Source organism: Actinomadura napierensis, from assembly GCF_039529375.1.
Classification (GTDB): domain Bacteria; phylum Actinomycetota; class Actinomycetes; order Streptosporangiales; family Streptosporangiaceae; genus Spirillospora; species Spirillospora napierensis.
In genome coordinates this window covers 40,215-66,808 of sequence record NZ_BAAAMR010000053.1, presented here as the reverse complement: position 1 = coordinate 66,808, position 26,594 = coordinate 40,215, and the positions used below count along the sequence as shown (strand labels likewise).

Here is a 26,594-nt window from a genome sequence, read left to right as displayed (position 1 = left end):
GGTGGCGGCCAGGCGCTGGATGGTGCGCCCCGCACCACGGGTCAGCCCGATCACCGCGTCCGCCGGCGCGCGGCGTACCGGTGGATGGACGGCGCGTGCCGGTCGTACAGGCCCGCGAAGGCATCGGGATGGCTCCGGGACCGCTCGATCAGGCGCGCGTCGTCCTCCGGCGGCCAGGGAGCGTCCCCCGGCGGGCTCGCGGTGCCGGCCGGCGGTGCCGGCGCGCCCCGTGGACTGGCTGTCATGCGGCTCCGTCCTCTGCGGTTCGCCGTGCGAGGCGTCGCACGGTCAACCGTCATCACCCGCGGCGCCCCTCGGGGTTCACGCCCCGTCCACGGAACCGGGAACGGTGGGGGATCCGCGAGGCGACAGTTCGCTCACCCAGGGGTGGGAAGGCCCGGGACCGGCTGCATGATGGGGGATGCGTCCCCCCGGCGCGCCCCAAGGACGATCTTGGCAATCCGGACCTTGGTGACGTGTGTTGCGAGTGAGGCGCAGGGTAAGAAGCGGCCCGAGGCAACACGTTACGGGGGTGCGTGGTGCGGACCAGGAATTTCGCCCTTATCGCGGCCGCCCTCCTGCTCGTCTCGGGATGCGGCCACACGGAGAAGAAGCAGGCGCGGACGGCCGGGCACCGGCTCTCGGCCGGCGGGAAGGCGCGGGCGGCTCAGGCGCCGCCGCAGCGCCCGCCCGCGCAGCGGAAGATCGACTGCGACCGGCTCAAGTGCGTCGCGCTGACGTTCGACGACGGCCCCGGCCCCTATACCAACGGGCTGCTGGACGTGCTGAAGAAGGAGGGCGTGCGCGCCACGTTCTTCATCATCGGGCAGAACGTGCACGGCTTCCCGTCCGCAGTGCGGCGCGAGGTCATGGAGGGGCACGAGGTCGGCGACCACAGCTGGGACCATCCGCAGCTCACCGCGATGTCGCCCGCGGCGGTCAAGTCGCAGATCCAGCGCACCCAGGACGCCATCACCAGGGCGTCCGGCGGGGTGAAGCCGACCATCATGCGCCCGCCGTACGGCGCGACGAACAAGCGGGTCGGGCAGACCATCGGGATGCCGCTGATCCTGTGGAGCGTCGACACCGAGGACTGGCGCTACCTGAACACCGCCCGCGACACCCGGGTCGGGATCAAGGAGCCGAAGCCCGGCGGCATCATCCTGTTCCACGACATCCACAAGCCGAGCGTGAAGGCGATCCCGGCGGTCATCGAGGGGCTGAAGAAGCGCGGCTTCACCTTCGTCACGGTGTCGGAGCTGTTCGAGGGCCGGCAGCTGACGCCCGGCCAGACCTACTCCGAGCGGATGCCGCCCAAGCCCGCCTCGCCCGCCCCGGTCACCGCGAGCCCGCCGCCGACCGGCTCGCCCGCCGGCCCGCAGCCGTCGCAGTCCCGCCCGCAGCAGGCCGAAGGCCACTGACCGCGGGACCGGCGTGCCGCCCGGACGCCGTCAGACTCCGCGGCGTTTGGGCGGCGGCATGGGCGGGACGACCTTGCCGGCCACCACGATGTCCTCGGGGACCTCGACGAGTTCGCCGTTGCGGCGGCGCACTTGGAGCGTCTTGTTGGACCAGGATTCGAGTACGCCCACCACGTCGCTGTACTCTCCCGTTGGCAGACGACGGCGCAGCGAGACCCGCTGACCCACGTCCGCGCTACTGATGGACACCACCAGGCGCGCGGCAAAGCGGCCAGACATGTGAGGACCCCCATGTCGAATCGACTGCGCGGTGGTGGCCATACTATTCACAGCGAGCTTGCGGTGAGCCGTGACGTGCGGCGGGGCCGGAAACCCGAGAGGAGTCACTGACGTGACCTACGTCATTGCGCAGCCCTGCGTGGACCTGCTCGACAAGGCATGCATCGAGGAGTGCCCGGTCGACTGCATCTACGAAGGGAAGCGTCAGCTCTACATCCACCCGGACGAGTGCGTCGACTGCGGTGCGTGCGAGCCGGTTTGCCCGGTTGAGGCCATCTACTACGAGGACGACGTCCCCGACCAGTGGAAGGACTTCTACAAGGTGAACGTGGAGTTCTTCGACGACCTCGGCTCGCCCGGCGGCGCCTCCAAGGTGGGGAAGATCGACAAGGACCACCCGATCGTCGCGGCGCTGCCCCCGCAGAGCCAGGAAGACTGAGAACGGTCTAAACCGGCCGGTACGGCGGGTCGCGACCTTTCGGGAGCGTCCCGGCAGGGCGGCCATTGTGGTTCAACGCGTCCGGGCCGTGGTCGACCGCGCACTCCGCGGGAGGCCACGGCCCTGCCGATTCGGGGCGCCCGCGCGCCCCGCCGAGGAGGGCTGGGCCTTGTTCACGCTGCCGGACTTTCCGTGGGACCGGCTGGAGCCGTACAAGAAGCGCGCGGCCGAGCATCCGGACGGCATCGTCGACCTGTCGGTCGGCACGCCCGTGGACCCGACGCCCGAGGCCGTCCGCAAGGCGCTCGCCGAGGCGTCCGACGCGCCCGGCTACCCGGCCACCTACGGCACGCCCGAACTGCGCGGGTCGGTGGCGGGCTGGCTGCGCCGCCGCGCGGGCGTGACCGGCGCGGACCCGGCCGCGGTGCTGCCGGTCATCGGCACCAAGGAGCTGGTGGCGTGGCTGCCGACGCTGCTCGGCGCCGGCCCCGGCGACAAGGTCGTCTTCCCCGAGCTGGCGTACCCGACGTACGACGTGGGCGCCCGGCTGGCCGGCGCGGAGCCCGTCGCGACCGACGGCCTGCTCACGCTCGGCCCGGTCCGGCCGAAGATCGTGTGGGTGAACTCGCCGTCCAACCCGACGGGCAAGGTGCTGCCCGCCGAGCACCTGCGCAAGGTCGTCGAATGGGCGCGCGGGCGCGGCGCGCTCGTGGTCAGCGACGAGTGCTACCTGGAGTTCGGCTGGGACGAGGAGCGCCCGCCGGTCTCGATCCTGCACCCGGACGTGTGCGGCGGCTCCCACGAGGGGCTGCTCGCGGTGAACTCGCTGTCCAAGCGCTCGAACATGGCGGGCTACCGCGCCGGGTTCGTCACCGGCGACCTCGCGGTCGTCAAGCGGCTGCTGGAGGTCCGCAAGCACGCGGGCATGATCGTCCCGGCGCCGGTGCAGGCGGCGATGGTCGCCGCGTTCGACGACGACGGGCACGCCGACGAGCAGCGCGCCCGCTACGCGCGGCGCCGCGCCGACCTGCGCGCCGCGTTCGAGAAGCACGGCTTCCGCATCGACCACTCCGAGGCGTCGCTGTACCTGTGGGCGACGCGGGACGAGCCGTGCTGGGACACCGTCGGGCATCTGGCGTCGCTCGGCGTCCTGGTCGGCCCCGGCGAGTTCTACGGGACGGCCGGCGCCCGGCACGTGCGGATCGCGTTCACCGCCACGGACGAGCGCGTCGCCGCCGCCGTCGCCCGCCTCTGACCCCGGGCGCGCCGAGCCGGTGCGCCGTTCCCGGCCACCGGTGAATACCCGTACTTCCGGATCCCGGGCCCGCCGTCGCGGGTCCGGGTTTTCCGTATGAAACCGGATGTTCCTTCATTACGTCTGATCGCGATATGGGCGTAAGCGGCCACAGTCGGTAGGATCCGCTGGTCTCCGCCCTCCGGGATCGCCGAATCAATGGAGGTATGTCCGTGAATGGGACCGTGCTGGCGCTCGTGCTGGCACTGATCGTCCTCGTGGTCGCGCTCGTCGTGGTGCTCATCGTGGTGCTGTCGCGGCGCAGGCCGGCGCCGCCCGCGCCCGCCGCGCCCCGCGACCCGTTCGCCCCCGAGCAGAGCGTCGCCGGCGACCCCCGCACGCTGAAGGCCGGGGACATGGTCGAGTACCTCGGCACCCGCTACTTCGTGCGCGGCTCGCTGCGGCTGCGCGAGGGCGGCTTCACCTGGTCCGAGCACCTCCTGGACGCCGACACCATCGAGGGCCAGAAGGTGTGGCTGTCGGTGGAGGAGGACCCGGACCTCGAAGTCGTCTACTGGACCGAATGCGACATGGGTGACATGCGTCCCGGCGACCGGAGCATCACCGTCGAGGGCGTCGAGTACCGCCGCGACGAGCACGGGACCGCCGACTACACCAGCGAGGGGACGACCGGCGTGGGCGTCCAGGGCCGCGTCGAGTACGTCGACTACGAGGGGCCGGGCGGGCGCTACCTGTCGTTCGAGCAGTACGGCGGCGGCCAGTGGGAGGCCGGGCTCGGCGAGCGGGTGCCGGCCGGCACCATGACCATCTACCCGGGCAGCGGCTGAATGCGGGCCGTGCTCGACGCCCCCTACCGGGACGCGCGCGCCGACGGGCTGTCGTTCGCGCTCGGCCTGCCGCCGCTGGACGCGCTCGCCGTCCTGCCGGTGGAACGCGGCGGGCTGACCGTCCAGCTGCGGCTGCTCGGCGCGTCCCACCAGGTGATCGCCGGGCCGCTCAGCGAGACGGTGGCGTGCCTGGAGGGGGACGCCGCCGAGCCGCTGCCGGGCAGCACCGCCACGACGCTGACCGGCTGGGACTACCGCTTCACCGCGACGACGGCCGTGCACGACGACGACGCGGCGTTCGGGCGGGCCGTCGACGCGGTCTGCGCGCGGCTCGCTGACCGCGGCGACGCGCTGACCGGCGCGTTCCCCGGTTCCCGGCACGCCGTCACCGCCCTCGCCCTGGACGGCGCGCCCCCCGGCATGGTCCCGGCGGGCAGGGGTTCGGCGGGCAGGGTTCCGGCGGGCAGGGCTCCGGACGGCGCAACCCCGGGCGGCACCGGGCCGAGGGCCGGGATCGGCTGGCGGACCTGGCACGCCTACCCCCAGACCAGGGAGATCGTGATGACGCGGAGCCGTTTGGTGAGACCTACATGAACAGGACGTACCGGGCCCTGGCCGGCGGGTTCGCCGCCGCCCTGCTGGCCGTGTCGCTCGGCGGCTGCGGCGACTCGCAGTCGTCGTGGATCGGCAAGAAGTACCACAAGGTCGGGACGAACACGTTCCAGGCGTCCCAGCCGCCGCGGACGGTCGCGTCGGCGATCAACCGCAAGTTCAAGGCGATCGACCGGGTGGACGACATGGCCACGTACGGCTCGCGCGGCGGGGTGTTCCTGCGCTACCCGAAGCTGGTCGTCGGGGTGACGCCGTCCGGGGCCGGCAGCCACATCACCATCGACAAGCCGTCGGGCGGCTACAACCGCTACTACTCCCATGTCGGCCACCGCTGGAGCGCGCCCGGCAGCGGCGGCTGGAACAAGCACGGCATCGCGTCCTTCCGCGGCGGCGGTCCAGGGTCGGGCAAATGAGGAGCAACGGATGAACGACATGGCGCATGACATCGGCGCGACCTTCGCCTACGGCGCGGTCGGCATCGCGCTGATGGCGATCGGCTACCTGGTGGTGGAGGTGACGACGCCCGGCCGCCTCGGCCACCAGATCTGGACCGAGGGCAACAAGGGCGCCGCCCTGCTGCTCGGCGAGAAGCTCCTCGGCGTCGGCGCGATCGTCACCACCGCGATCGTCACCAGCGACAACGACCTGAGCGACGGTCTGGTCGACACCGCCGTCTACGGCGCGATCGGCATCGTGCTGATGGTCGCGGCGTTCTACTTCCTCGACCTGATCACGCCCGGCAAGCTGGGCGCGACGCTCGTCAACGGCGAGACGATCCACCCGGCGGGCTGGGTGGTCGCCGCCGCCGACGTCGCCGTCGCCGCGATCGTGGCCGGGGCGGTCTCCTGACCTCCCGCGACCTCGGCGAAGCGCCTCCGCCGCCCGCCGCGGCGGAGGCGCCCGCCACCGTTCCGCAAATCCCCGCCCCGGACGAGTCGGAAGCCGGCGCCCCGGACGCGCCGGAGACCGGTGCCGGGACGGCGCCCGCCAGGCTGGGCGCGCCCGCGCGGGTGGCGCGCGCCCTCGTCCTGGCGGCCGTGTTCACCTGCGCGGCCTGCGGCCTGGTGTACGAGCTGGCGCTCGTCGCGCTCGGCAGCTACCTGGTCGGCGACTCGGTCACCCAGGCGTCGATCGTGCTGTCGGTCATGGTCTTCGCGATGGGCATCGGGTCGCTGCTGGCCAAGCCGCTGCAGAAGCACGCCGCCGCCGCGTTCGCGATCGTCGAGGGCCTGCTGGCGCTGGCCGGCGGCCTGTCGGTGCTCGCGCTGTACGCGGCGTTCTCCTGGCTCGACCTGTACGTCCCGGCGCTGGTGGTGATCGCGTTCACGGTCGGCGGGCTGATCGGCGCGGAGATCCCGCTGCTGATGACGCTGCTGCAGAAGATCCGCAAGCAGGACGCGGGCAGCGCCGTCGCCGACCTGTTCGCCGCCGACTACGTGGGCGCGCTGGTCGGCGGGCTCGCCTTCCCGTTCGTGCTGCTGCCGACGTTCGGGCACATCAAGGGCGCGCTGCTGGTCGGCGTCGTGAACGCGGTCGCCGGCGTCGCGGTGGTCCTGTGGCTGTTCCGCCGCCGGCTCGGCCGCCTCGCGCGGGTCGGCATCGGCCTCGGCATGGTGGCGGTGCTGGCCGTCCTCGGCACGACGTACGCGCTCGCCGACCGGATCGAGGTGACCGCGCGGCAGGCGCTGTTCCAGGACCCGATCGCGCTGGCGAAGGACACCCCGTACCAGGAGATCGTGATCACCAAGAAGATCACGCTCGCGGGCGGCACCGACCTGCGCCTGTTCCTGAACGGCGACCTGCAGTTCTCCTCGGCGGACGAGTACCGGTACCACGAGTCGCTCGTCCACCCGCTGATGTCCGGCCCGCACGGCAACGTGCTGATCCTCGGCGGCGGGGACGGGCTGGCGCTGCGCGAGGTGCTGCGCTACCCGGACGTCAGCAGCGCGACCCTGGTCGAGCTCGACCCGGAGATGCTGCACCTCGCCCGCACCTACAAGGCGCTGGTGTCGCTCAACCACCGCTCCCTCGAGGACCCGCGCGCCCACGCTGTCAACGCCGACGCGTTCACCTGGCTGCGCGGCCAGACCCGCCGGTTCGACGCCGTCATCGTGGACATGCCCGACCCCGACGACGTCCCGACCGCGAAGCTGTACTCCGTCGAGTTCTACGGCCTGGTCAAGCGGGTCCTGGCGCCCGGCGGCCGGATGGTCGTCCAATCCGGTTCGCCGTACTTCGCGCCGAAGTCGTTCTGGAGCATCCAGAAGTCCATCGCCGCGGCGGGCCTCGCCACCACCCCGTACCACGTGGACGTGCCGAGCTTCGGCGACTGGGGCTTCGTCCTCGCCGCGCCCACCGCGCGGCCGCCCGCGCTCGCGCTGTCCCGCGACGTCCCGCCGCTGCGCTTCCTCGACCCGGCGGTCCTGCAGGCCGCGTCCGTCTTCCCCAAGGACCGCCGCTCCCGCGACGTCGACGTCAACACCCTCGTCCACCCCCGCCTCGTCCAGTACGAGGGCCAGGAGTGGAAGGACTCCTAAGCGCGGTCGGTGGAGGTGCGGATGGCCTTGTCGACGGCGTGCTGGAACGACGAGACGAGTGACTGGATCATCAGGGGCTTGAGCTTGCCGGCCAGCTCCATCAGCCGGTCGCGTTCCTCGGGGGAGCGGCCGCTCTCCCGGTAGGGGCGGACGACGGTGTCCTGGAAGACCTGCTGCAGTTCGGCCGCCAGTGCGGTGGTGTGGCGTTCGACGGCCTCGTGCGAGGCGACCAGGGTGTCCAGCGGCATGGGGAGGGCGGCCAGTTCGGCGCTGATGCCGAGCAGCGCCGGCATGACGACGCGGACGGTCTCCGGCGCGACGTGCTCGACGACGCCGAGCGCCGCGAGGCGCTGGAGGGTGTCGTCGTCGAGGTGGCGCCCGGCGCGGCGGTCCAGCTCGTGGCGGTCGAGGTCCTCGGGGTGTTCCGGTGCCCACGGGGACAGCAGCGCGCGCTGCAGCGCGAGGTCCTCGGCGGGGGCGTCCAGCGGGATCTTCCGCAGGTGCTTCTCGATGGCGGCGAGGGTCAGGCCGAGCGACTGGAGTTCCCGGACGAGTTCGAGCCGCGCGAGGTGGTCGGTGCCGTAGAGGCCCGTCCGGCCGCGCAGCCGGGGCGGGGGCAGCAGGCCGCGTCCGGCATAGAAGCGCACCGTGCGGACGGTCACTCCCGCGCGCGCGGCCAGCTCGTCCACGGTGAGATCCATAGCCGCTCCTTTGACGTGACAGTGCTGGTGTTACATTAAAGCTGTATCAGCACGCACTTACCGAGGGAGACCGCCGGATGGAACGGGAGATCTTCACCGCGGAGCACGAGGCGTTCCGCGACATGGTCCGCGCCTTCATCGAGAAGGAGATCGCGCCGTACCACGAGCAGTGGGAGAAGGACGGCATCGTCTCCCGCGACGTGTGGCTCGCCGCCGGCCGGCAGGGCCTGCTCGGCATCGACATGCCCGAGGAGTTCGGCGGCGGCGGCAACTCCGACTACCGCTACTACGTCATCCTCAACGAGGAGTTCGCGAAGGCGGGCGTGCACGGCCCCGGGTTCTCGGTGCACAACGACATCAACGGCGGCTACCTGCGTCAACTTTGTACTACCGAGCAGCAGGCGCGCTGGTTCCCCGGCTACTGCTCCGGCGAGATCATCACCGGCATCGCGATGACCGAGCCCGCCGCCGGCTCCGACCTGCAGGGCATCAAGAGCACCGCGGTCAAGGACGGCGACGACTACGTCCTGAACGGCTCCAAGACGTTCATCTCCAACGGCATCCTGGCCGACCTGGTGATCGTCGTGGCGAAGACCGACCCGTCCGCCGGCGCGAAGGGCGTCAGCCTCCTCGCCGTCGAGCGCGGCATGAAGGGCTTCGAGCGCGGCCGCAACCTCGACAAGGTCGGCATGCACGCGCAGGACACCGCCGAGCTGTTCTTCGACAACGTCCGCGTCCCCAAGGAGAACCTCCTCGGCGAGGAGGGCATGGGCTTCATCTACCTGATGACGAACCTGGCCCGCGAGCGGCTGTCCATCGGCGCCACCGCGATGGCCGCCGCCGAGTCGGCGTTCGAGCAGACCCTGGAGTACTGCAAGACCCGCGAGGCGTTCGGCCGCCCGATCGGCAAGTTCCAGCACAACCGGTTCACGCTCGCCGAGATGAAGACCGAGCTGACCGTCAGCCGCTCCTTCACCGACGACTGCATCGTCAAGGAGAGCAAGGGCGAGCTGAGCGTCGACGAGGCCGCGATGCTCAAGTACTGGAACACCGAGCTGCTCAAGCGCGTCGTGGACCGCTGCCTCCAGTTGCACGGCGGCTACGGCTACATGATGGAGTACCCGATCGCGAAGGCCTACCAGGACGTCCGCATCCAGACGATCTTCGGCGGCACCACCGAGATCATGAAGGAGATCATCGGCCGCGGCCTCGGCGTCTGACCCCCTGCGCCCCGCACCGGGCGGTGGCGGACGCCTCCACGCCACCGCCCGCACGGGCCGGCCCCGGCCAGATCCCGTCCGCGGCGGCATGGGCGCGGTCTGGCGGGCCCGCGACGACCTGCTCGGACGCGACGTCGCGGTGAAGGAGATCCTGCTGCCGCACGGCCTCGACGAGGCGGGCCTCGCCGCCGTGCGGGGCGGGCGCTGCAGGAGGCGCGCGGCCGCGCAGGTCCGCCACCCGGCCGTCGTCACGATCCACGACGTCGTCATGGAGGACGGCCACCCGTGGATCGTGATGGAGCTCGTCCGCGCCTCGTCGCTGGATGACCGGCTCCGAGCGTCCGGCCCGCTGCCGGTCGCCGAGCCCGCCCGGCCGCCGCGCGTTCACCGGCTCGGCGCCCGGCGTCGTCGACGCCGCGGTGCCGGCCGGCACGCCCGCGCCGCAGCACCGCTCCGGCCCGCTCGGCCCGCTGATCACCGCACTGCTGTCGCGAGACCCGGCCGCCCGCCCGGACGCCGCAGCCGCCGCCGCCCGCCTCACCGCCATCGCGGCGGGGGCCCTGGCCAGGCGAAGGAAGGGGCCACCCGCGCGGACGACGTCGCCTCCGAGCCGCCTGAGCCTCCGCACTCGGCCCGCCCTCCGGCCGGTGTCTTCGACGGCATACTTGCGGGCTTCCTCGGTTCGCCGCCTCCCCGGGCGTCCGGAAAGGCCGGGGGCCGGGAGCATCCTGCACGGCGTTCCACGTGGCCGCCATCGGCGGATTCGCGGTGTGGGGGATCAACGACCTGAGGCCGAAGGGCGGCGGTGGCCATCTGAGCCCAATCCCTGGCTCTCCGCCTGACCACCTATGCCAAGCGGGCGGATGCGATCGTGGCCTATCGCGACGCGTCTCATAGCGCGAGCGACACCGCGGACGGCGCGCGTGGCGCCTCCTTCCTGACGGTGCGGCAGGTCGGTGATGAGTCGTCGGTCGCGGCCGGGTGGGCGGCTGCCGCGATCGCGCGGGCGGGATCCTGACGCTCGGCCTCCGTCAGATGTTCGCGGGGTGTCGCTGAGACGGGGGCTCGCTACCCGGGAACGAGCGCCGGCGGCGGCGCGGCCGGTCCGAGGTCTGGCGGCCGGGGTCCGCGTTCATCCCTGCGGACCAATGCCGCGCGCCCGGGACCGCCCGACCTGCGCATGTGAGAAACCGTGCGGCCGGGCCCTTTTCATTCTGTCGACCGAAGACGTGCGTCCCCTTCCCTCTTTACGCTCCAGAGAGCAGGCCGTCAATGGCCGAACGGAATGGATGGATGCATGAGTCGAGCGTTGATCGTCGCAAAAATCCGGCATGGCGCCGAGCGGGACGTCGCGCGGGTCTTCGCGGATTCCGACGCCGGGCCGCTTCCGCGGGACGCCGGAGTCCTGGAAAGATCGCTCTACGTCCTGAACGATCTCTATGTCCATGTCGTGGATTTCGAGCGGGAAATCGACGAGAGCATGGAATCGCTGCGCGGCCGGCCGGAATTCCGGGACATCGGTCGCCGGCTCGAACCGTACATCGCCGCCTACGACCCGGAGACCTGGCGCTCCCCGAAGGACGCGATGGCGCGCCGGTTCTACCACTGGCAGGCCTGAGATGGCGGCGCGGAACGAGGATTGGACGGCCTGCCCGGGCTGCCGGCGCCTGCTCTATTCGAAAAGGCTGGAGCGCGAGCACCACGTCTGCCGGGAATGCGGCCACGTACTCCGGGTCGGCGCCCGCAGGCGAATAGAACTGCTCGCCGATCCGGGGACGTTCGCCGAGTTCGGAGCGGAGGTGTCCGGCCGGGACCCGCTCGGATTCGTGGACCGGCGCCCCTATGCGGAGCGTCTCGCCGAAGCGGCCGAGGCGACCGGCGAACGCGAGGCGGTCGTCTGCGGCACGGCGGAACTGCATGGGCACCCCGTGGTCCTGGCCGTCCTGGACTTCTCCTTCATGGGCGGGAGCATGGGCACCGGCGCGGGGGAGAAGGTGACCCTGGCCGCCGAGCGCTCCCTGCGGGACGCGACCCCGCTGATCGTCGTCACCGCGTCGGGCGGGGCGCGGATGCAGGAGGGGATCCTCTCGCTCCTGCAGATGGCCAAGACGAGCCAGGCCATGGCGCGGCTCCACGAGGCGGGCGTCCTGTCGGTCTGCCTGCTGACCGACCCCACCTACGGCGGCGTCAGCGCGTCGTTCGCCATGCTCGGCGGGATCGTGCTGGCCGAGTCGCAGGCGATGGTCGGCTTCGCCGGCCCGCGGGTCGTCGAGCAGACCATCCGGCAGCAGCCGCCGCCCGGCTTCCAGACCAGCGAGTTCCTGCTGGAGCACGGGCTGGTGGACCGGGTCGTCCCGCGCGCCGAGACGCGGTCGCTGCTGGGCCGGCTGCTCGCCCTGCACGAGCGGGCGCCGGGCGTCGCGGCGGCCGGCTCGGTGGCGGCCGGCGCGGTGGCGCCCCGGCGCCCCCGCGAGGCGGACCCGTGGCAGGTCGTCCAGGAGGCGCGGGACGGCGCCCGCCCGACGGCGCTCGACTACCTCCGGGACGCCTTCGACGACTTCGTGGAGCTCCACGGGGACCGCGCCTTCGCCGACGACCCGGCGATCGTGGCGGGGGTGGCCCGCATCGAGGGCAGGCCTGTCGTCGTCATCGGCCACCAGAAGGGCCATGACACCAGGGAGCTCATCGCGCGCAACTTCGGCATGCCCCATCCGGAGGGCTACCGGAAGGCGCTGCGCATGCTCGACCACGCGGCCCGGTACCGCCTGCCGGTCGTCACGCTCATCGACACCGCCGGCGCCTTCCCCGGCGTCGAGGCCGAGGAGCGCGGGCAGTCCGCCGCGATCGCCGAGCTCATCATGCGGTCGAGCCGGCTGCCCGTCCCGATCGTGTCGGTGGTGACCGGCGAGGGCGGCAGCGGCGGCGCGCTGGCGCTGGCCACGGGGGACCGGCTGCTGATGCTGGAGCGGAGCTTCTACTCGGTGATCAGCCCGGAGGGCTGCGCGGCGATCCTGTGGCGGTCGCCGCAGGCCGCGCCGCAGGCGGCCAGGGCGCTGCGGATCACCGCCGGCGACCTGCTGGAACTCGGCGTCGCCGACGGTGTGGTCGCCGAGCCCCCGGGGGGCGCGGGGGCCGAGCCGCTGGCGATGGCGGGCATCCTGCGCCACGCGGTGCTGAGCACGCTGGCGCGGTTCGACGGGACGGACCCGGACGAACTGGTCGCCGCCCGCCACGAGCGCTTCCGGCGGATCGGGAGCCTCCCGGCCGTACCGACGGGGACGGGGACCCATGACTGAGATCAGGGCACTGCTCGGCGACATGGCCGAACTGGTGGCGGAGCTTCCGGGGCCGGTGCGGCGGGTCCTGGTGCGCTCCGCCGACCACGAACTCGAGATCGAGTGGGCCGAGCCGGCCGTGCCCGCGCAGGCGCGGCCCGAGCAGACGCCAGGTCCGACGGCCGTCGCGTCGCCGGCCGAACCGATCGAGCCGGCGGACCCGGGCCATGCTGTCACGGCTCCGCTGGTCGGCACCTTCTACCGCTCGCCGCAGCCGGGCGCGGCCCCCTTCGTCGAGGTGGGCGACCTGGTCGACGCCGGGCAGACCGTGGCGATCGTCGAGGCGATGAAGCTCATGAACACCATCGGCGCCGACGTCGCCGGACGCGTGGCCGAGATCTGCGTGGACGACGCCGCGCCCGTCGAGTTCGACCAGCCCCTGATGAGGATCGAGCCGGCCGGCGCCGGCGAGGCAGCGTGAGGTGACCGTGTTCAAGAGGCTGCTCATCGCCAACCGCGGCGAGATCGCGCTCCGCGTCGCCCGGACGTGCCGGGAGCTCGGCATCGAGGTGGTGGCGGTGCACTCCAGCGCCGACGCCGACTCCCCCGTCGTGCGGCTGGCCGACGACGCCGTCCGGATCGGCCCGCCCGCCGCGGCCGACAGCTACCTGAACATCCCCGCGGTGATCGAGGCCGCCCGGATCACCGGTGCCGACGCCGTCCACCCCGGCTACGGGTTCCTGTCGGAGGACGCCGACTTCGCGGAGATCTGCGCGCTGGAGGGGCTCACCTTCGTGGGGCCGCGCCCGCCCGTGATGAAGCGGCTCGGCAACAAGGCCGTGGCCCGCGCGCTCATGACGGAGGCGGGGCTCCCGCTGCTGCCGGGGACGCTGGAACCGGTGTCGGACGTGCTGGAGGCCGCGCGCGTCGCCGAGCGGATCGGCTACCCGGTGATCATCAAGGCCGCGGCGGGCGGCGGCGGGCGGGGGATGACCGTCGTGCACGACCCGGCGGACCTCCCGGAGGCGTTCCGGTCGACCGTCGCCGTCGCGCACGCCGTCTTCCGGGATCCGACCGTCTACGTCGAGCGCTACCTGTCCGGCGCGCGCCATATCGAGGTGCAGATCCTCTGCGGAGGTGAGGGCACGGGAGTCCATCTCGGAGAACGCGACTGCTCCATTCAGCGCCGCCACCAGAAACTCATCGAGGAGGCCCCGTCGACCCGGCTGGACCGGAATCTGCGCGAGGAGATCGGCGCGGCCGCACTGCGCGGTGCGCTCTCGGTCGGCTACACCGGGGCCGGGACCGTCGAATTCCTGCTCGACGACGCCGGCAATTTCTATTTCATGGAAGTGAACGCGCGGATCCAGGTCGAGCATCCGGTGACGGAGATGGTGACGGGAATCGACCTCGTCCGCGAGCAGATCCTCATCGCCGCCGGCGTTCCGTTCGAACTCGACCAGGGTGATGTGTCGATCGGCGGCGCGGCGGTCGAGTGCCGGATCAACGCCGAGGACCCCGCCCGCGATTTCGCCCCGTCACCCGGAATGCTGGAAATCTTCGAGCCGCCGAGCGGCCCGGGGGTCAGGGTGGATTCGGGCTACCGGTCGGGGATGCGCGTCAGCCCCTATTACGACTCGCTGGTCGCCAAGCTGATCGCCTGGGCGCCCGATCGCGACACCGCGCTCGCACGCATGGACCGGGCCCTGGAGGAATTCCGGATCGAGGGCGTCGCGACCACGGTGGGCCTGCACCGCGCGATCGTCAACGACCCCGTCTTCCGGGCGGGCGACCACGACCTGAATTTCATTCGCCAGTTCACGAGCCCGCACGACGGCGCGCTCGTTTCCTGAACATCGGGAGGACCGAACGACCATGAACGCATTCACGCTGCCCGACCTGATGGAGATCCTCACTGAGAAGGCGGGGCTGCCGCGCGACGCCGTCAGCACCGACGGCTCCGCGACGCTCACCGACGTCGGCCTGGACTCGCTCGCCTTCCTGCAGTTGCAGGCCGAGATCGCCGACCGCTACGGCTTCGAGCTGGAGGACGCGCGCCCCGACGACGCGTTCGCGCGGATGGTCGAGCGGATCAACGAGAACCTGTCCCGCCGGGAGGCGGTGTGAGCGGGCACACCGACAACTCGGTCCTCATCGCCGCGCCCCTCGACCTGGTCTGGGAGATGACCAACGACCTGGAGTCGTGGCCCGGCCTGTTCACCGAGTACGCGGCGGTCGAGATCCTCGGGCGCGCCGGCCGCACCGTCACCTTCCGGCTCGCCATGCATCCGGACGACAACGGCGTGGCGTGGAGCTGGGTGTCGGAGCGGACGCCCGACCGGGACGCGCTGGAGGTCCGTGCGCGCCGGGTCGAGCCGGGGCCCTTCGAGTACATGGACATCCTGTGGACCTACGCCGCGGAGGGGACGGGGACCTGGATGCGCTGGATCCAGGACTTCCGCATGCGCCCGGACGCGCCCGTCGGCACCGCGGCGATGACCGACCGGATCAACGCCAACACCCCGCTCCAGATGGAGGCCATCAAGCGGCGCATCGAAGCGGCCGTCCCCGCCGGGGGCGCGCGGTGACGACGGCCTTCGTGTTCAGCGGCCAGGGTGCGCAGCGCGCGGGCATGGCCGAGGCCTGGGCGGACGATCCGGCGGCGGCGCGGCTGTTCGCGGCGGCGTCGGACGTCCTCGGGCACGACCTGGCCGCCGCCGCGTCCGCCCCCGGCGGCCTCGGCCGCACCGAGGTGGCGCAGCCGCTGCTGTTCGTCTGCGGGGTGGCGGCCCACCGGGCGCTCGGCGAGCACGGCGTGCGGCCCGGGGCGGTGGCGGGCCACAGCCTCGGCGAGTTCGCCGCGCTCGTCGCGGCCGGCGCGCTGGACTTCGAGGAGGCGCTGGCCGTGGTCGCCCGGCGGGCGGCCGCGATGTCCGCGGCCTGCGCCGCGGCACCGGGCGCGATGTGCGCGGTCGTCGGCCCGGACGCGGTGGAGCTGGCCGCCGCCGCGTGCGCCCTGTGCGAGCCGGGCGAGACGCTGGTGGTGGCGAACCGCAACGGGCCCCAGCAGGTCGTGCTGTCGGGCACCGAGACCGCCGTGGCGCGCGCCGAGGCGGCGATCCGGGGCCGGGGCGGCCGGGCCGTGCGGCTGAAGGTCGAGGGCGCGTTCCATTCGGCCCTCATGGAACCGGCGTCGCACGCCCTCGCGGGCGCGCTCGCCGGCCTGACCTGGCACGCCCCGGACTGCTGGGTGATCCCCAACGTCACCGGCGAGCCGACCCGCGATCACGGGCTGCTGGCGGAGCTGCTCGGCCGGCACCTGCTCTCGCCCGTGCAGTGGGCCCGCACCGCCGGGGCCCTGATCCGGCTCGGGACCGGGCGGGTCGTGGAATGCGGCCCGAAACCGGTCCTGACGGCGCTGCTCCGCGGCTGCGGCCTCGCGGCCTCCTACCGCCTCGCGTACTCGCCCGAGGCCGTCCGGACGACCGCCGAAGCACTCCAGCCCGTGGCCTGACCGAACCTCAAGAGGACCAACAGTGGACATCGCAACCATCTCCATGGACGACGTGCCCGCCAACCGGAAACGCGGCGGGGACATCCGGACCCTCCTGTCGCCCACCACCGCCGGGGCGACCTCCGGTTTCCTCGGCACCCTGACCCTCGCCCCCGGCGAGGTGGTCCGAGAGCACTGGCACCCCTACTCGGAGGAGTTCCTCTTCTGCGTCAGCGGCGCCGTCGCGATCAGGCTGGACGGCGAGCGGCGGCGGCTGGCGGCCCGGCAGGGGCTGCTCGTCCCGATCGGGGTGCGGCACCGGCTCGTCAACGAGGGGACCGGGCCGGCGTTCTTCGTCTTCCAGCTCGGCCCGCTCGCGCCCCGGCCGGAACTCGGCCACGTCGACACCGAGCCGCTGACCGAGGTCGTCGGATGAGCGGCCCGCGGCGCGTCGTGCTGACCGGGATCGGCGTGGTGGCCCCCGGCGGGACCGGACGCCGGGCCTTCTGGGAGCTGCTGACCGAGGGCCGCACCGCGACCCGCAGGATCACGCTGTTCGACCCGGAGCAGTTCCGGTCGCAGATCGCGGCCGAGTGCGACTTCGACCCGCTCGCCCTCGGCCTCACCCGGCAGGAGGTCTTCCGCAACGACCGGTTCGCGCAGTTCGCCATGGTCGCGGCGGACGAGGCCGTGGCCGACAGCGGGCTCGGCGAGCGGGAGTCCCGGCTCGACCACGACCGGCTCGCCGTCTGCCTCGGCAGCGCGGTCGGTGCCACCACCCGGCTGGAGGACGAGTACGCGCTGGTGAGCGACGGCGGCCGGGACTGGCTGGTCGACCCCGGGTACGCGTCCCGGTTCCTGTACAACGCGCTCGTCCCGAGCAGCGTGGCGAGCGAGATCGCCTGCCGGTTCCGCGCGCACGGGCCGGCGACGGTGGTCTCCACCGGCTGCACGTCCGGGATCGACGCGGTCGGCCACGCGCAGCAGCTGATCCAGGACGACGAGGCGGACGTCGTCCTGGCCGGGGCCGCCGACGCGCCGATCTCCCCGATCTCGGTCGCCTGCTTCGACGCGATCCGGGCCACCAGCGCCCGCAACGACGATCCCGAGCACGCCTCCCGGCCGTTCGACGCGACCAGGGACGGCTTCGTGATGGGCGAGGGCGCGGCCGTGCTCGTCCTGGAGGAGTACGGGCACGCCCTCCGGCGCGGCGCGCCCGTCTACGCCGAGGTCGCCGGCTACGCCAACCGCTGCAACGCCTTCCACATGACGGGTCTGCGCCCGGACGGCGCCGAGATGTCGCGGGCGATCGACGACGCGCTGGACCAGGCTCGGGTCGACCCGGCCGCGGTGAGCTACGTCAACGCGCACGGCTCCGGCACGAGGCAGAACGACGTCCACGAGACCGCGGCGTTCAAGCGCAGCCTCGGGGAGCACGCGTACGCGGTGCCGGTGAGCTCCATCAAGTCGATGGTGGGGCACTCGCTCGGGGCCATCGGCTCCATCGAGGTGGCCGCGTGCGCGCTGGCGATCAGGCACGGCGTGGTGCCGCCGACGGCGAACTGGGAGAAGCGCGACCCCGAGTGCGACCTGGACTACGTGCCCAAGACGGCGCGGGAGCACCGCGTCGACGTGGCGCTGTCGGTCGGCAGCGGGTTCGGCGGCTTCCAGTCGGCGATCGTGCTGTCCCGGCCTGGGATGGCGGCATGACGCGCGCCGTCGTCACCGGGCTCGGCGTGGTCGCGCCGAGCGGGAACTCCGTCGCCGAGCACTGGCGGTCCACGCTGGCCGGCGAGCTCCGCGTGCGCCGCATCGAGCGCTTCGACCCGGCGCGCTACTCCACCACGCTGGCCGGCCAGCTCACCGGGTTCCGGCCCGAGGAGCACGTGGACGAGCGGCTCCGCGTCCAGACGGACCTGTGGACCTGGACCGCGCTGGCGTCGGCCGCGCAGGCGCTCGACGATGCCGGGTACGACCCGTCCGCCCACGATCCGTACCGCACGTCGGTGATCCTCGGGAGCGGCTCCGGCGGCAACGAGTTCGGGCAGCGCGAGATCCAGGCTCTGTGGAGCCGCGGGCGCCGGGCGGTGGGGGCGTACCAGTCCATCGCGTGGTTCTACGCGGCGAGCACGGGCCAGGTCTCGATCAAGCACGGGACGAAGGGGCCGTCGGGCGTCGTGGTGTCCGACGCCGCCGGGGGCATCGACAGCCTGGGATGGGCCCGTCGGGTGCTGCGCCGCGGCGCCGCCGCGGTCATCGCCGGCGGCACCGAGGCGCCCATCTCCCCGTACGCGCTGACCTGCCAGTGCGCCTCGGGGCTGCTGTCGACGGCCGGCGACGCCCGGCGCGCCTACAAGCCCTTCGACGTGGACGCCAACGGCCATGTGCCGGGCGAGGGCGGCGCCGTCCTCCTCGTCGAGGACGCCGCGTCCGCACGGGCAAGGGGAGTACCGCACATCTACGGTGAGGTGGCCGGGTACGCGGCGACCCACGACGCCCACCACTACCAGGACCCCGCCGTCGACGGGCACCAGCTTGGCCGGGCGATGGCGCGCGCCCTCACCGACGCCGGGATCACGGCGGACGAGGTGGACCTCGTCGTGGCGGACGCGGCCGGGCGGCCCGACCAGGACGCGGCGGAGGCCGCCGCGCTGCGCGGGGTGTTCGGGCCGGGCGGCGTTCCCGTCACGGCGCCGCAGGGGCTCGTCGGACGGCTGGTCGCGGGCGGCTCCGCGCTGAGCGTCGTGACCGCCCTGCTCGCGATGCGCGACGGGGTGGCGCCGGCCGTCGGCAACCTGGACGAGCCCGATCCCCGCCACGGGCTCGACCTCGTCACCGAGCCGCGGCACCTGCCGATCGGCACGGCCATGGTGGTGAGCCGCGGCCACGGGGGCTTCAACAGCGTGCTGGTGCTGCGCGGAGCCGCCCCGTGAGGGGCACCGGCACCGGCCCGGACGACCCCGCCGGGCAGGGCGACCCCACCGGGCAGGGCGACCCCACCGGGCACATCGACTCGCTGCTGGCGGAGATCGTGTCCCGCGCGAACCGGCGGCTGCGGCGCATCGACCGGCTGCAGCGCTTTCTGAGCGCCTACATCGGCTTCTCACCCCTGACACCCCCGCACCTCTACGCCTACAGGAAGGACATGAACGATGGAACGGCATGCGCTCGCTTTCCGGATCAAGCCCGGGACCCAGGACCAGGTGCGTGATCTGCTCTCCGGCTACCGGGCCCCCGCCCTGGAGGCCGACGACGGCACGAGGCTCCTCGGCACGGCCGTCTTCCTGCACGGCGACCTCGTCGTCCGGGTGATGGAGTTCGAGGGCGACCTCGGCACGGTGGCGCGGCACCTGTCGGCGGACCCGGTGATCCGGGAGGTGGAGCGGGGGCTGATCCCGTACCTGGCCGACTCCTACGACCCGGCGGACGCCGTGCAGCGGCGGGAGTTCTTCGCCCGCAGGCTCACCGAGCGGCTGGCGCACCGCGGCTCGGCCAACGAGGGCAAGGGCGCGCGGCACGCCCTGCTGTACCCGGTCAAGCCGGGCATGGCGGACGTCGCCGCCAGGGTCCTCGCCGCCGCGGAGGACCCGCCGCTGCAGGCCGGGGCGACCACCCTGTGCAGCACCTCGGTGTTCCGGAAGGGCGACGTCCTGGTGCGGGTCTTCGAGATCGACGGGGACGTCGGCGAGCTGGTCGCCGGGCTGGCGCAGGCCGTCGAGGTGCACGAGGTGGGCCGGCGGATGGCCGGCCTGTTCGACGGCGCCTACGACTTCACCACCGCCGCGGGCCTGGAGAAGTTCTTCACCGACAACCTGATGGCCACCGTGACGGATCGGCGGGCCGGCGCGTGAGCGGCCGCGGCGGCGCCGCGGTCCTCGGGACCGGCGCGATGGGCAGCGGGATCGCCGTCCGGCTCGCCGAGGCGGGCCGCGCGGTCCGCACCTGGAACCGGACGGCCGGACGCGCGGACGTCGGCCACCCGGGGGCGGAGCCGTGCGAGACCCCGGAGAAGGCGCTGGCCGGCGCGGACCACGTGCTGCTGGTGCTGAGCGACGACCGGGCCCTCCGCGAGGTCGTCGGCGTCGTGGCCGGCGCGGTGGCCGAGGCGGACCGGCCGCCGCTGGTCCTCGCCCTCGGCACCGTCGCCTCCGCGACCGTCCGGGACCTCGCCACCCGCGTGCCGCTGCTCGACGTCGGCATGCTGGGCAACCCGATGCACGCCCGCACGGGCGACCTGCGACTCTACGTCGGCGGGGACGCGGACCGGGTGGAGGCGGCCCGGCCGCTGCTCGACGACCTCGGCAAGGACGTCCGGCACGTGGGACCGCTCGGCGCCGGGATGGACCTCAAACTGGCGCTCAACCTGCTCATGGGCCTGGAGATGCAGGCGCTCGCCGAGGTCGCGGCGCTCGCCGGGCGGCTCGGGCTCGACCGGCGGAGCGTCCTGGAGATCGTCGGCGGCAGCGGCTTCGCCTCGCCCGTCATGCGGTTCAAGGGGACGCGGATGGCCGCCGGCCGGTACGGGGACCCCGACTTCCGGCTCGCGCTGATGACCAAGGACCTCGGGCTCGCCGCCGCCGCGGCGGACGCCGCCGGGCCGGCACTGCCGATGACCGGCGCGGCCCTGCGGTCCCACGAGGCGGCCTGCGCGGACGGCTGGGGCGACCACGACTGCGCGGCGATCGCCGCCGCGCTGGACGGGGGAGGTCCCGGTGATCATTGACGTGCACGCGCACCTCTCGCCGCCGGAATCGGCGCGGCGTTACCCGATGCCGCCGTCGCTGACGGACGTGGACGCCATGCTCGACGCCAGGAGCGAGGCGGGCATCGACCTCACGGTCATCGGCAGCCCGGTCGGCGCGGGCGCGATGATGCGGGTCCCCGGCGTCGACAACTACCGGCAGCCCGCCGACCGGCTGCGGGCCCTGCACGACTGGACCGCCGCGCTGGTCGCCCGGTTCCCCGAGCGGCTGCGCGCCTACGCCTACGTCAACCCGCTCGGGTCCGAGGCCGAGCTGCGGGCGGCGGACGAGACCGTGCGGGACCCGGCGTTCGTCGGCTTCGTCATCAACTCCAGCGTCCGGGGCCGGTTCCTGGACGACCCCGCCGCCGACGGATTCTTCGCGCTGGCCGCCGAGCGGCGCCTGCCGGTGTTCGTGCATCCGCCGGCCGAGCCCGCGGGCGCGCGGGATGTCGCTGACCTGCGCTTCGTCGAGCAGGTGAGCCGGTTCGCGGACGTCGCGTCCGGGCTGGCGATGATCGCCTTCGCCGGCTGGCCGGACCGGTACCCGGACCTGGCGCTGATCGGCGCGACCGGGGGCGGCGGCGTCGCGGCGCTCACCGACAAGCTCGACCTCGCGGCGCGGCCAAGGCCGTTCGGCCTGCCCGGCGGCGCCGAGGCGCCGGCGGTGAGTGCGTCACCGGGCGCGGCCATCCGCCGGATGTACGTGGACACCGCCGCGCCGAGCGACGCGCTGACCGCGATGAACCTGGCGGTCTTCGGCGCGGGACACATGCTGCTCGGGACGGACTCGCCGCCCGTGCCGGTCCCGCCCGCCCGAGCCGTCGCGCGGATCAGGGACCTGCCGATCGGGCCGGCGGAGCAGGCGGCGATCCTCGGCGGCAACGCGGCCTCGCTCTTCGGGCTCGCCCCGGTACGGACGGGAGGACGGACGTGAGCGCGGACATGAGCCCGGCGGAACCGGAGGGCACGGGCCGGGTCGTCTTCCTGATCCGGGTGCCCGAGGACAGGCAGGCCGCCTTCCTGCGCGCCTACGAGGAGATCCGCCATCTCGTCGCGGACGGGGTCCCCGGTCATCTGCGGGACCAGGTGTGCCGGTCGGCGGACGACCCCGAGCAGTGGCTGATCACCAGCGAGTGGGACCGGCTGGAGGCGTTCCGGGCGTGGGAGGCCACCGCGGAGCACCGCGACCTGGTGCGTCCCATGCGGGAGTGCTTCACCGAGGCGCGCTCGCTGAAGTTCACCGTCGTGGCCGAGACGGCGAAGGGCGAGCGGTCATGACGGGCCCGTACACGCCGGACGCCGTCGTGCCCGCCGGCCTCGCCCCGTCCGGCGCGCGTCCGGCGCGGCGGACCGATCCGAACCGTCCGAGGGACTGATCATGGCAGTGCGGAAAGAGCGGGCGATCATCGTCGGCGGCGGCATCGGCGGGCTGGCCGCCGCCGTCGCCCTGGACCGCGCCGGATTCGACGTCGCGGTCCTGGAGCAGGCCGGCGAGCTGCGGGAGATCGGGGCCGCGATCGGGGTGCAGACCAACGCGGTCCGCGCGCTGCGGCATCTGGGCCTGGCCGAGCAGGTGATCGAGCAGGGCGTGCCCATCGAGTTCTACGAATACCACTCGTGGCGGGGGCGCAGGCTGGTCCGCTGGTCGCAGGGGGACATCGGCCGGGCGCTCGGCGAGCCGACGGTGGTGGTGCACCGCGCGCAGCTGCAGCAGGTCCTCGCCCGGGCGGCGCCCGGAGTGCGGCTCGGCCAGAAGGCGACCGGGTTCGAGCAGGACGCCGGCGGTGTCACGGTCGGCCTGGCGGACGGCTCCGAAGTGCGCGGCTCGATGCTCGTCGGCGCCGACGGCCTGCGGTCGCTGGTCCGGGCCGAGCTGGTCGGCGACGGCGAGCCCCGGTACTCGGGCTGGGCGGCCTACCGCGCGGTGACGGAGTTCTCCACGGCGGAGTTCCCCGTCGGCCACGCGCGGCAGACGCTGGGCGCGGGCTGCAGCTTCGGGATGTGGCACCTTCCGGGGGGCCGCGTCTACTGGGTCGCCACGATCAAGGAGCCGGAGGGCCTGGACGTCCCGCCCGCGCGCCGCAAGGCGCATGTGCTGGCGCGCTTCGGGAGCGCCCACGCCCCGATCCGGAAGCTGATCGAGGCCACGCCGGACGACACCGTCCTGCGCAACGCGGTGAGCGACCGGGTGCCCGTGGACTCGTGGAGCTCCGGCCGCGTGGTCCTGCTCGGGGACGCCGCGCACCCCACCACGCCGGTGACGGGCCAGGGCGGCGGGCAGGCGATCATCGACGCCCACGTGCTGGGGGACGAGCTCGCGAGGACGGGAGGCGGCCCCTTCGCCGAGCGGGCGGCCGCCGCCTTCGCGGCCTACCAGCGGCGCCGGATGCCGGTCACCACGGAGATCACCAACGAGGCGTGGTTCATCGCCCGCATGCACCACTTCTCGAACCGGCTCGCCGTGCTGGGCCGGGACCTGTCGCTGTGGGGGACCCCCGCCCGGACGTGGAACCGGCGGATGGAGACGCGCCTGGCCTTCTGACCGAACGTCCGCCCGGCCGGAAGCGTCTCCTAATGATGGGGTGAATCAAATGTTTACTGGGTCAACTACCTGGGAGGTGGTGCGCATCCGGTCGAGCATCCGCCGGAGGTGGTCGCGCAGCACGGCGAGCTCGCCGTCGTCCATCCCGGCGGCGCCGGGCAGGTCGCTGTAGAGCAGCTCCTCGAAGCGGGCCTTGGCGCGGCGGCCCCGGGCGGTGAGGTGGATCCACTTCACCCGCCGGTCGCCCGGGTCGGGCCGGCGCTCGACGAGGGAGAGGCCGCCGAGCTGGTCGACGATGGCGGTGACGTAGGAGGCGTCGACGTCGAGGGTGCGGGCGATCTCGCGCTGCGGCCGGGGCGACTCCAGGATGCCGAGGACCTTGGCCTGCGCGGGGCTGAGGCCGAGCCGCTCGGCGCTCGCGGCGAAGTGGGCCCGCAGGCCGGTGTTGAGCTCCAGGAGCAGGCCGGCGACCTCCTCCGACAGCGAGCGGTGCGCCGGTGTCATGTCCGTCTCCCTCTCATGATCCGAGAGTAGCAGGGCCTCAATATTTGAATTACTCAATTGACTCACTCAACTATTGACCGGTACGTTCATCCCGCGGGTTGAGCGATGCCTCGAAGGACTGCACATGAACATCGGTTCAGGCACCACCGGGCCGGCCGTCGAGGCGGCCGGCCTCGTCCGGGAGTTCCGCGGTGGCCGGCGCGCCATCGACGGGCTCGACCTGCGGATCGAGCGCGGGGAGATCTACGGGCTGCTCGGCCCGAACGGGGCCGGCAAGTCCACGACCGTCCACGTCCTGACCACGCTGCTCCCGCTCACGGGCGGACGGGCTCAGGTGGCGGGGCACGACGTCGCCGCCCAGCCCGGCCGGGTCAGGCGGCACATCGGGGTGGCCATGCAGGACGTCGCCCTCGATCCCGTGCTCTCGGCCTGGGAGCACGTCCGGCTGCAGGCCGCCCTGCACGGGCTCGGCCGCCGCGAACGGCACGAGCGCGGCGCCGAGCTGATCGCCGCGGTGAACCTCGCCGACGTCGCGGGCGACAAGGTCGGCACCTACTCCGGCGGCATGAAGCGCCGGCTCGACCTCGCCCTGGCGCTGCTGCACCGGCCCGCCGTGCTCTTCCTCGACGAGCCCACGAACGGGCTGGACGTCCCGAGCCGCGAGGCGCTGTGGAAGCAGGTCCGGCGGCTGGCGCGCGAGGACGGGGTGACGGTCCTGCTCACCTCCCAGTACCTGGAGGAGATCGACGTGCTCTCCGACCGGGTCGGGATCATCGACCACGGCCGCATGATCGCCGAGGCGACGCCCGACGAGCTGAAGGACCGGCTGGGCGAGCCCACGATCGAGATCCTGCCGGCCGACCCGGCCCACCGGCCCGCGGTCGCCGCGCTGCTCGCCCGGTTCGGGTCGCCGGCCACCGCGGTCCGGGACGGCGCGGTCGCCGCGCGGGTCAAGGCCGCCGCCCGCGAACTGCCCGAGATCGCGACCGCCCTGTCGGCCGGCGACATCCTCGCCGACCACATCGAGGTGCGCTCGCCCAGCCTCAACGACGTCTTCCGCACCCTCACCGGGCACGACGGGCACGACGCCGGCGATGCAGACGGCGGGCGGGCGGCGGACGAGCCCCTCGCGGAGGCGGCGCCGTGAACGCGACCCTGCTCCAGACCGGATGGCTCGCGCGCCGCTCGGTGCTGCGGACGCTCCGCCGCCCGGCGGCCTTCTTCCCCGCCGTGGCCTATCCGGTGCTCCTGCTCACGCTCTTCTCCGGCGGGCTCGACCTGTCGACCCGGCTGCACGGGTTCCCGACCGGCTCCTACTTCTCGTTCCTGCTGGCCGGCGGGTTCGTCCAGGCGGCCCTCGTGGGGGGCGTCAACAGCGGCGTCGACCTGGCGACCGACATCCAGACGGGGTTCCTCGGCCGGCTGCTGACCGCGCCGATGAACCGGGGGCTCATCGTGGCGGCCCAGCTGTGCGGGTCCGCCGCGCTGGCGGTCGTGCAGGCCGCCGTCTGCCTGCTCGTGGGCCTGGCGGCGGGCGTCCGGCCGGCCGGCGGCGCCGGCGGGGCGCTGGTCATCGTGGCGCTGACCATGACGATGAGCCTGGCCTTCAGCTCCTGCGGGGCGCTGCTGGCGCTGCGCACCCGCTCCAGCGAGGCCGTGCTCGCGACCTTCCCGCTCACCTTCGTGCTCCTGCTGTTCAGCTCGTTCTTCATGCCCCGCCCGCTGATGGAGGCGCACTGGTTCCGGTCGCTGGCGACCGGGAACCCGGTCTCCTACCTCATCGAGGCGGTCCGCTCGCTGCTGATCGGCGGCGACACGGCGCACGCCGTCGCGACCGGGTTCGCCGTCGCCGCGGTGCTCGCCGCGGCCGGCCTCGGACTCACCACCCTGGCCCTGCGTTCGCGGACGGTGATGGCATGAGCGCCGTGACCGCCGCGCCGCCGGCGATGCCCCGGGCGAGCAGCGCCAGGGCCGCGGGCACCAGGGCGGCCCTCGGAATCGCCGGCCGGAACCTGCGCACCGCGTTCACGACGCCGTCGCTCCTGCTGCCGCCGATCGTCGCCCCGCTGGTCTTCTTCACCGCCTTCTCCGGCGGGCTGTCGGTCCTCGCGCACGTCCCCGGATTCGCCTACCGGAACGGGTACCTGTCGTTCGAGTTCGTCTTCGCGGCCCTTCAGGGCGCCGTCTTCGCGGGCATCTTCAGCGGCCTGACCCTGGCCCGCGACTTCGAGAGCGGCGTCGCGCGCCGGCTCCTCGTCGGCGTCCGCCACCACCGGGCCATCGTCGGCGGCTACGTCCTGACCGCCCTCGGACGGGCGCCCGTGGTGACCGTCGCCCTGTTCCTCATCGGGCTCGCGGCCGGGATGAAGGTGACCGCGGACCCGCTCCAGCTCCTCCTGCTCTTCGCGATCAGCGAATGCCTGGCGGCCATGGGCGCCCTGTGGGCGTGCGGCATCGCCCTCCGGCTGCGGACCGTGCAGGCCGCCCCGCTGATGCAGATCTTCGCCTTCCTGACCGTCTACCTCTCGCCCGTCTTCGCGCCCGTGGGGCTGCTCAGCCCGTGGCTGCGCGCCGTCGCGCGCCTCAACCCGTTCACCGCCCTGCTGGAGTCCGGCCGCGGCCTGATGCAGGGCGACCTCGTCCGGCTGGGCGCGACGGCGGCCGCGACGGCCGGGCTGCTGCTCCTGCTCTACCTGTGGGCGGTGCTCGGACTGCGCCGGGCCCGCGCCGCGGGCGCCTCCTGAG

The 26,594-nt window shown here is 73.3% G+C and carries 33 protein-coding genes; 28 read left to right on the top strand and 5 right to left on the bottom strand.

The features are described 5' to 3' along the window. Positions 1-50 precede the first annotated feature (50 nt). Positions 51-245, bottom strand: a complete 195-nt coding sequence (locus tag ABD296_RS27025; protein ID WP_344272833.1) for a hypothetical protein — start codon at positions 243-245, stop codon at positions 51-53. Positions 246-539: 294 nt separating this feature from the next. Between ABD296_RS27025 and ABD296_RS27020 the strand changes: the two genes are divergently transcribed. Further along, positions 540-1,421, top strand: a complete 882-nt coding sequence (locus ABD296_RS27020) for a polysaccharide deacetylase family protein (protein WP_344272831.1) — start codon at positions 540-542, stop codon at positions 1,419-1,421. A 30-nt stretch (positions 1,422-1,451) separates the two neighbouring features. Here the strand turns inward: ABD296_RS27020 and ABD296_RS50835 are convergent, their stop codons facing one another. Next, positions 1,452-1,700, bottom strand: coding sequence for a putative acetyltransferase (locus tag ABD296_RS50835; RefSeq protein WP_151593361.1), 249 nt, complete (start codon positions 1,698-1,700; stop codon positions 1,452-1,454). A 112-nt stretch (positions 1,701-1,812) separates the two neighbouring features. On the opposite strand from ABD296_RS50835, the gene fdxA reads away from it, so the two are divergent. The 7 genes from fdxA (at position 1,813) to ABD296_RS26980 (ending at position 7,370) form a co-directional block, all read left to right on the top strand. Continuing rightward, positions 1,813-2,139, top strand: a complete 327-nt coding sequence (gene fdxA, locus ABD296_RS27010) for a ferredoxin (protein WP_151545573.1) — start codon at positions 1,813-1,815, stop codon at positions 2,137-2,139. 169 nt (positions 2,140-2,308) lie between these two features. Beyond that, positions 2,309-3,394 carry a succinyldiaminopimelate transaminase gene (gene dapC / locus ABD296_RS27005; protein WP_344272819.1) on the top strand — a complete coding sequence of 362 codons (1,086 nt, stop codon included), beginning with the start codon at positions 2,309-2,311 and terminating at the stop codon, positions 3,392-3,394. A 206-nt stretch (positions 3,395-3,600) separates the two neighbouring features. After that, complete coding sequence (locus ABD296_RS27000) at positions 3,601-4,221, top strand: DUF4178 domain-containing protein (RefSeq protein WP_344272816.1); 621 nt, start codon at positions 3,601-3,603, stop codon at positions 4,219-4,221. Next, a complete protein-coding gene (locus ABD296_RS26995; RefSeq protein ID WP_344272814.1) occupies positions 4,222-4,815 on the top strand; it encodes a DUF2617 family protein in 594 nt (197 codons plus the stop codon). Then, the gene (locus ABD296_RS26990) at positions 4,812-5,246 is read left to right on the top strand and encodes a DUF4247 domain-containing protein (protein ID WP_344272811.1); all 435 of its coding nucleotides are present in this window, start codon (positions 4,812-4,814) and stop codon (positions 5,244-5,246) included. The genes ABD296_RS26995 and ABD296_RS26990 overlap by 4 nt, the downstream gene beginning before the upstream one ends. A 10-nt stretch (positions 5,247-5,256) precedes the next feature. Then, positions 5,257-5,682, top strand: coding sequence for a DUF350 domain-containing protein (locus ABD296_RS26985; RefSeq protein WP_344272808.1), 426 nt, complete (start codon positions 5,257-5,259; stop codon positions 5,680-5,682). Between the two features lie 161 nt (positions 5,683-5,843). Then, positions 5,844-7,370 carry a polyamine aminopropyltransferase gene (locus ABD296_RS26980; protein ID WP_344272805.1) on the top strand — a complete coding sequence of 509 codons (1,527 nt, stop codon included), beginning with the start codon at positions 5,844-5,846 and terminating at the stop codon, positions 7,368-7,370. On the opposite strand, the gene ABD296_RS26975 is transcribed toward ABD296_RS26980, so the two are convergent. Beyond that, entirely contained in the window at positions 7,367-8,071 is a 705-nt protein-coding gene (locus ABD296_RS26975) for a MerR family transcriptional regulator (protein ID WP_344272802.1), read from the bottom strand. The two genes, ABD296_RS26980 and ABD296_RS26975, sit on opposite strands and share 4 nt — an antisense overlap. Before the next feature lie 77 nt (positions 8,072-8,148). Here ABD296_RS26975 and ABD296_RS26970 point away from each other — a divergent pair, with 77 nt between their 5' ends. Beyond that, entirely contained in the window at positions 8,149-9,291 is a 1,143-nt protein-coding gene (locus ABD296_RS26970) for an acyl-CoA dehydrogenase family protein (protein WP_344272799.1), read from the top strand. Here ABD296_RS26970 and ABD296_RS26965 read toward each other — a convergent pair. Further along, positions 9,266-9,919: a hypothetical protein gene (locus ABD296_RS26965; RefSeq protein ID WP_344272797.1), complete on the bottom strand. Its 654-nt coding sequence runs from the start codon at positions 9,917-9,919 to the stop codon at positions 9,266-9,268. The genes ABD296_RS26970 and ABD296_RS26965 overlap by 26 nt on opposite strands. A gap of 669 nt (positions 9,920-10,588) precedes the next feature. Here ABD296_RS26965 and ABD296_RS26960 point away from each other — a divergent pair. From ABD296_RS26960 to ABD296_RS26885, 16 genes are all read left to right on the top strand, one after another. Continuing rightward, on the top strand, positions 10,589-10,909 hold the full coding sequence (locus tag ABD296_RS26960) for a TcmI family type II polyketide cyclase (protein ID WP_344272794.1): 321 nt from the start codon (positions 10,589-10,591) through the stop codon (positions 10,907-10,909). Position 10,910: 1 nt separating this feature from the next. Further along, entirely contained in the window at positions 10,911-12,587 is a 1,677-nt protein-coding gene (locus tag ABD296_RS26955) for an acetyl-CoA carboxylase carboxyltransferase subunit alpha (protein ID WP_344272791.1), read from the top strand. Then, positions 12,580-13,047, top strand: coding sequence for an acetyl-CoA carboxylase biotin carboxyl carrier protein (gene accB / locus ABD296_RS26950; protein WP_344272788.1), 468 nt, complete (start codon positions 12,580-12,582; stop codon positions 13,045-13,047). The genes ABD296_RS26955 and accB overlap by 8 nt, the downstream gene beginning before the upstream one ends. Position 13,048: 1 nt before the next feature. Beyond that, positions 13,049-14,419 (top strand): acetyl-CoA carboxylase biotin carboxylase subunit, encoded by a 1,371-nt coding sequence (locus ABD296_RS26945; protein WP_344272785.1) that lies wholly within the window; start codon positions 13,049-13,051, stop codon positions 14,417-14,419. Positions 14,420-14,441: 22 nt separating this feature from the next. Continuing rightward, a complete protein-coding gene (locus tag ABD296_RS26940; RefSeq protein ID WP_344272782.1) occupies positions 14,442-14,693 on the top strand; it encodes an acyl carrier protein in 252 nt (83 codons plus the stop codon). Continuing rightward, positions 14,690-15,154, top strand: coding sequence for an SRPBCC family protein (locus ABD296_RS26935; RefSeq protein WP_344272779.1), 465 nt, complete (start codon positions 14,690-14,692; stop codon positions 15,152-15,154). Before ABD296_RS26940 ends, ABD296_RS26935 begins: the two co-directional genes overlap by 4 nt. Further along, a complete protein-coding gene (locus ABD296_RS26930; protein WP_344272776.1) occupies positions 15,151-16,080 on the top strand; it encodes an ACP S-malonyltransferase in 930 nt (309 codons plus the stop codon). Before ABD296_RS26935 ends, ABD296_RS26930 begins: the two co-directional genes overlap by 4 nt. 22 nt (positions 16,081-16,102) lie before the next feature. Next, positions 16,103-16,495: a cupin domain-containing protein gene (locus ABD296_RS26925; RefSeq protein ID WP_344272773.1), complete on the top strand. Its 393-nt coding sequence runs from the start codon at positions 16,103-16,105 to the stop codon at positions 16,493-16,495. Then, complete coding sequence (locus ABD296_RS26920) at positions 16,492-17,769, top strand: beta-ketoacyl-[acyl-carrier-protein] synthase family protein (protein ID WP_344272770.1); 1,278 nt, start codon at positions 16,492-16,494, stop codon at positions 17,767-17,769. The genes ABD296_RS26925 and ABD296_RS26920 overlap by 4 nt, the downstream gene beginning before the upstream one ends. Next, positions 17,766-18,992, top strand: coding sequence for a beta-ketoacyl synthase N-terminal-like domain-containing protein (locus ABD296_RS26915; RefSeq protein WP_344272767.1), 1,227 nt, complete (start codon positions 17,766-17,768; stop codon positions 18,990-18,992). Before ABD296_RS26920 ends, ABD296_RS26915 begins: the two co-directional genes overlap by 4 nt. Then, complete coding sequence (locus ABD296_RS26910; RefSeq protein ID WP_344272764.1) at positions 18,989-19,270, top strand: hypothetical protein; 282 nt, start codon at positions 18,989-18,991, stop codon at positions 19,268-19,270. Before ABD296_RS26915 ends, ABD296_RS26910 begins: the two co-directional genes overlap by 4 nt. Then, the gene (locus ABD296_RS26905) at positions 19,212-19,910 is read left to right on the top strand and encodes a SchA/CurD-like domain-containing protein (RefSeq protein ID WP_344272761.1); all 699 of its coding nucleotides are present in this window, start codon (positions 19,212-19,214) and stop codon (positions 19,908-19,910) included. The genes ABD296_RS26910 and ABD296_RS26905 overlap by 59 nt, the downstream gene beginning before the upstream one ends. After that, positions 19,907-20,782, top strand: a complete 876-nt coding sequence (locus ABD296_RS26900; RefSeq protein ID WP_344272758.1) for an NAD(P)-dependent oxidoreductase — start codon at positions 19,907-19,909, stop codon at positions 20,780-20,782. Before ABD296_RS26905 ends, ABD296_RS26900 begins: the two co-directional genes overlap by 4 nt. Continuing rightward, entirely contained in the window at positions 20,772-21,737 is a 966-nt protein-coding gene (locus ABD296_RS26895) for an amidohydrolase family protein (RefSeq protein WP_344272755.1), read from the top strand. Before ABD296_RS26900 ends, ABD296_RS26895 begins: the two co-directional genes overlap by 11 nt. Then, positions 21,734-22,081 carry an antibiotic biosynthesis monooxygenase family protein gene (locus ABD296_RS26890; protein WP_344272753.1) on the top strand — a complete coding sequence of 116 codons (348 nt, stop codon included), beginning with the start codon at positions 21,734-21,736 and terminating at the stop codon, positions 22,079-22,081. Before ABD296_RS26895 ends, ABD296_RS26890 begins: the two co-directional genes overlap by 4 nt. Before the next feature lie 100 nt (positions 22,082-22,181). After that, complete coding sequence (locus ABD296_RS26885; protein ID WP_344272750.1) at positions 22,182-23,345, top strand: FAD-dependent monooxygenase; 1,164 nt, start codon at positions 22,182-22,184, stop codon at positions 23,343-23,345. A gap of 45 nt (positions 23,346-23,390) precedes the next feature. Here ABD296_RS26885 and ABD296_RS26880 read toward each other — a convergent pair whose 3' ends face one another. Beyond that, complete coding sequence (locus ABD296_RS26880; protein WP_344272747.1) at positions 23,391-23,849, bottom strand: MarR family winged helix-turn-helix transcriptional regulator; 459 nt, start codon at positions 23,847-23,849, stop codon at positions 23,391-23,393. Positions 23,850-23,973: 124 nt separating this feature from the next. Between ABD296_RS26880 and ABD296_RS26875 the strand changes: the two genes are divergently transcribed. The 3 genes from ABD296_RS26875 to ABD296_RS26865 are packed head-to-tail and all read left to right on the top strand — an operon-like array spanning position 23,974 to position 26,593. Further along, positions 23,974-24,996: an ATP-binding cassette domain-containing protein gene (locus tag ABD296_RS26875; RefSeq protein ID WP_344272745.1), complete on the top strand. Its 1,023-nt coding sequence runs from the start codon at positions 23,974-23,976 to the stop codon at positions 24,994-24,996. Beyond that, positions 24,993-25,769, top strand: coding sequence for an ABC transporter permease (locus ABD296_RS26870; RefSeq protein ID WP_344272743.1), 777 nt, complete (start codon positions 24,993-24,995; stop codon positions 25,767-25,769). Before ABD296_RS26875 ends, ABD296_RS26870 begins: the two co-directional genes overlap by 4 nt. Beyond that, positions 25,766-26,593, top strand: coding sequence for an ABC transporter permease (locus tag ABD296_RS26865; RefSeq protein WP_344272740.1), 828 nt, complete (start codon positions 25,766-25,768; stop codon positions 26,591-26,593). Before ABD296_RS26870 ends, ABD296_RS26865 begins: the two co-directional genes overlap by 4 nt. The last annotated feature ends 1 nt before the right edge of the window (position 26,594 follow it).

Coding starts and splice junctions, on each gene's coding strand:
- ABD296_RS26885 (WP_344272750.1), top strand. CDS start 22,182: ATGGCAGTGCGGAAAGAGCGGGCGATCATCGTCGGCGGCGGCATCGGC.
- ABD296_RS26880 (WP_344272747.1), bottom strand. CDS start 23,849: ATGACACCGGCGCACCGCTCGCTGTCGGAGGAGGTCGCCGGCCTGCTC.
- ABD296_RS27025 (WP_344272833.1), bottom strand. CDS start 245: ATGACAGCCAGTCCACGGGGCGCGCCGGCACCGCCGGCCGGCACCGCG.
- ABD296_RS26970 (WP_344272799.1), top strand. CDS start 8,149: ATGGAACGGGAGATCTTCACCGCGGAGCACGAGGCGTTCCGCGACATG.
- ABD296_RS26960 (WP_344272794.1), top strand. CDS start 10,589: ATGAGTCGAGCGTTGATCGTCGCAAAAATCCGGCATGGCGCCGAGCGG.
- ABD296_RS26920 (WP_344272770.1), top strand. CDS start 16,492: ATGAGCGGCCCGCGGCGCGTCGTGCTGACCGGGATCGGCGTGGTGGCC.
- ABD296_RS26865 (WP_344272740.1), top strand. CDS start 25,766: ATGAGCGCCGTGACCGCCGCGCCGCCGGCGATGCCCCGGGCGAGCAGC.
- accB (WP_344272788.1), top strand. CDS start 12,580: ATGACTGAGATCAGGGCACTGCTCGGCGACATGGCCGAACTGGTGGCG.
- ABD296_RS26940 (WP_344272782.1), top strand. CDS start 14,442: ATGAACGCATTCACGCTGCCCGACCTGATGGAGATCCTCACTGAGAAG.
- ABD296_RS50835 (WP_151593361.1), bottom strand. CDS start 1,700: ATGTCTGGCCGCTTTGCCGCGCGCCTGGTGGTGTCCATCAGTAGCGCG.
- ABD296_RS26975 (WP_344272802.1), bottom strand. CDS start 8,071: ATGGATCTCACCGTGGACGAGCTGGCCGCGCGCGCGGGAGTGACCGTC.
- ABD296_RS26915 (WP_344272767.1), top strand. CDS start 17,766: ATGACGCGCGCCGTCGTCACCGGGCTCGGCGTGGTCGCGCCGAGCGGG.
- ABD296_RS26990 (WP_344272811.1), top strand. CDS start 4,812: ATGAACAGGACGTACCGGGCCCTGGCCGGCGGGTTCGCCGCCGCCCTG.
- ABD296_RS26985 (WP_344272808.1), top strand. CDS start 5,257: ATGAACGACATGGCGCATGACATCGGCGCGACCTTCGCCTACGGCGCG.
- ABD296_RS27000 (WP_344272816.1), top strand. CDS start 3,601: ATGTCCGTGAATGGGACCGTGCTGGCGCTCGTGCTGGCACTGATCGTC.
- ABD296_RS26875 (WP_344272745.1), top strand. CDS start 23,974: ATGAACATCGGTTCAGGCACCACCGGGCCGGCCGTCGAGGCGGCCGGC.
- ABD296_RS26995 (WP_344272814.1), top strand. CDS start 4,222: ATGCGGGCCGTGCTCGACGCCCCCTACCGGGACGCGCGCGCCGACGGG.
- ABD296_RS26955 (WP_344272791.1), top strand. CDS start 10,911: ATGGCGGCGCGGAACGAGGATTGGACGGCCTGCCCGGGCTGCCGGCGC.
- ABD296_RS26905 (WP_344272761.1), top strand. CDS start 19,212: ATGGAACGGCATGCGCTCGCTTTCCGGATCAAGCCCGGGACCCAGGAC.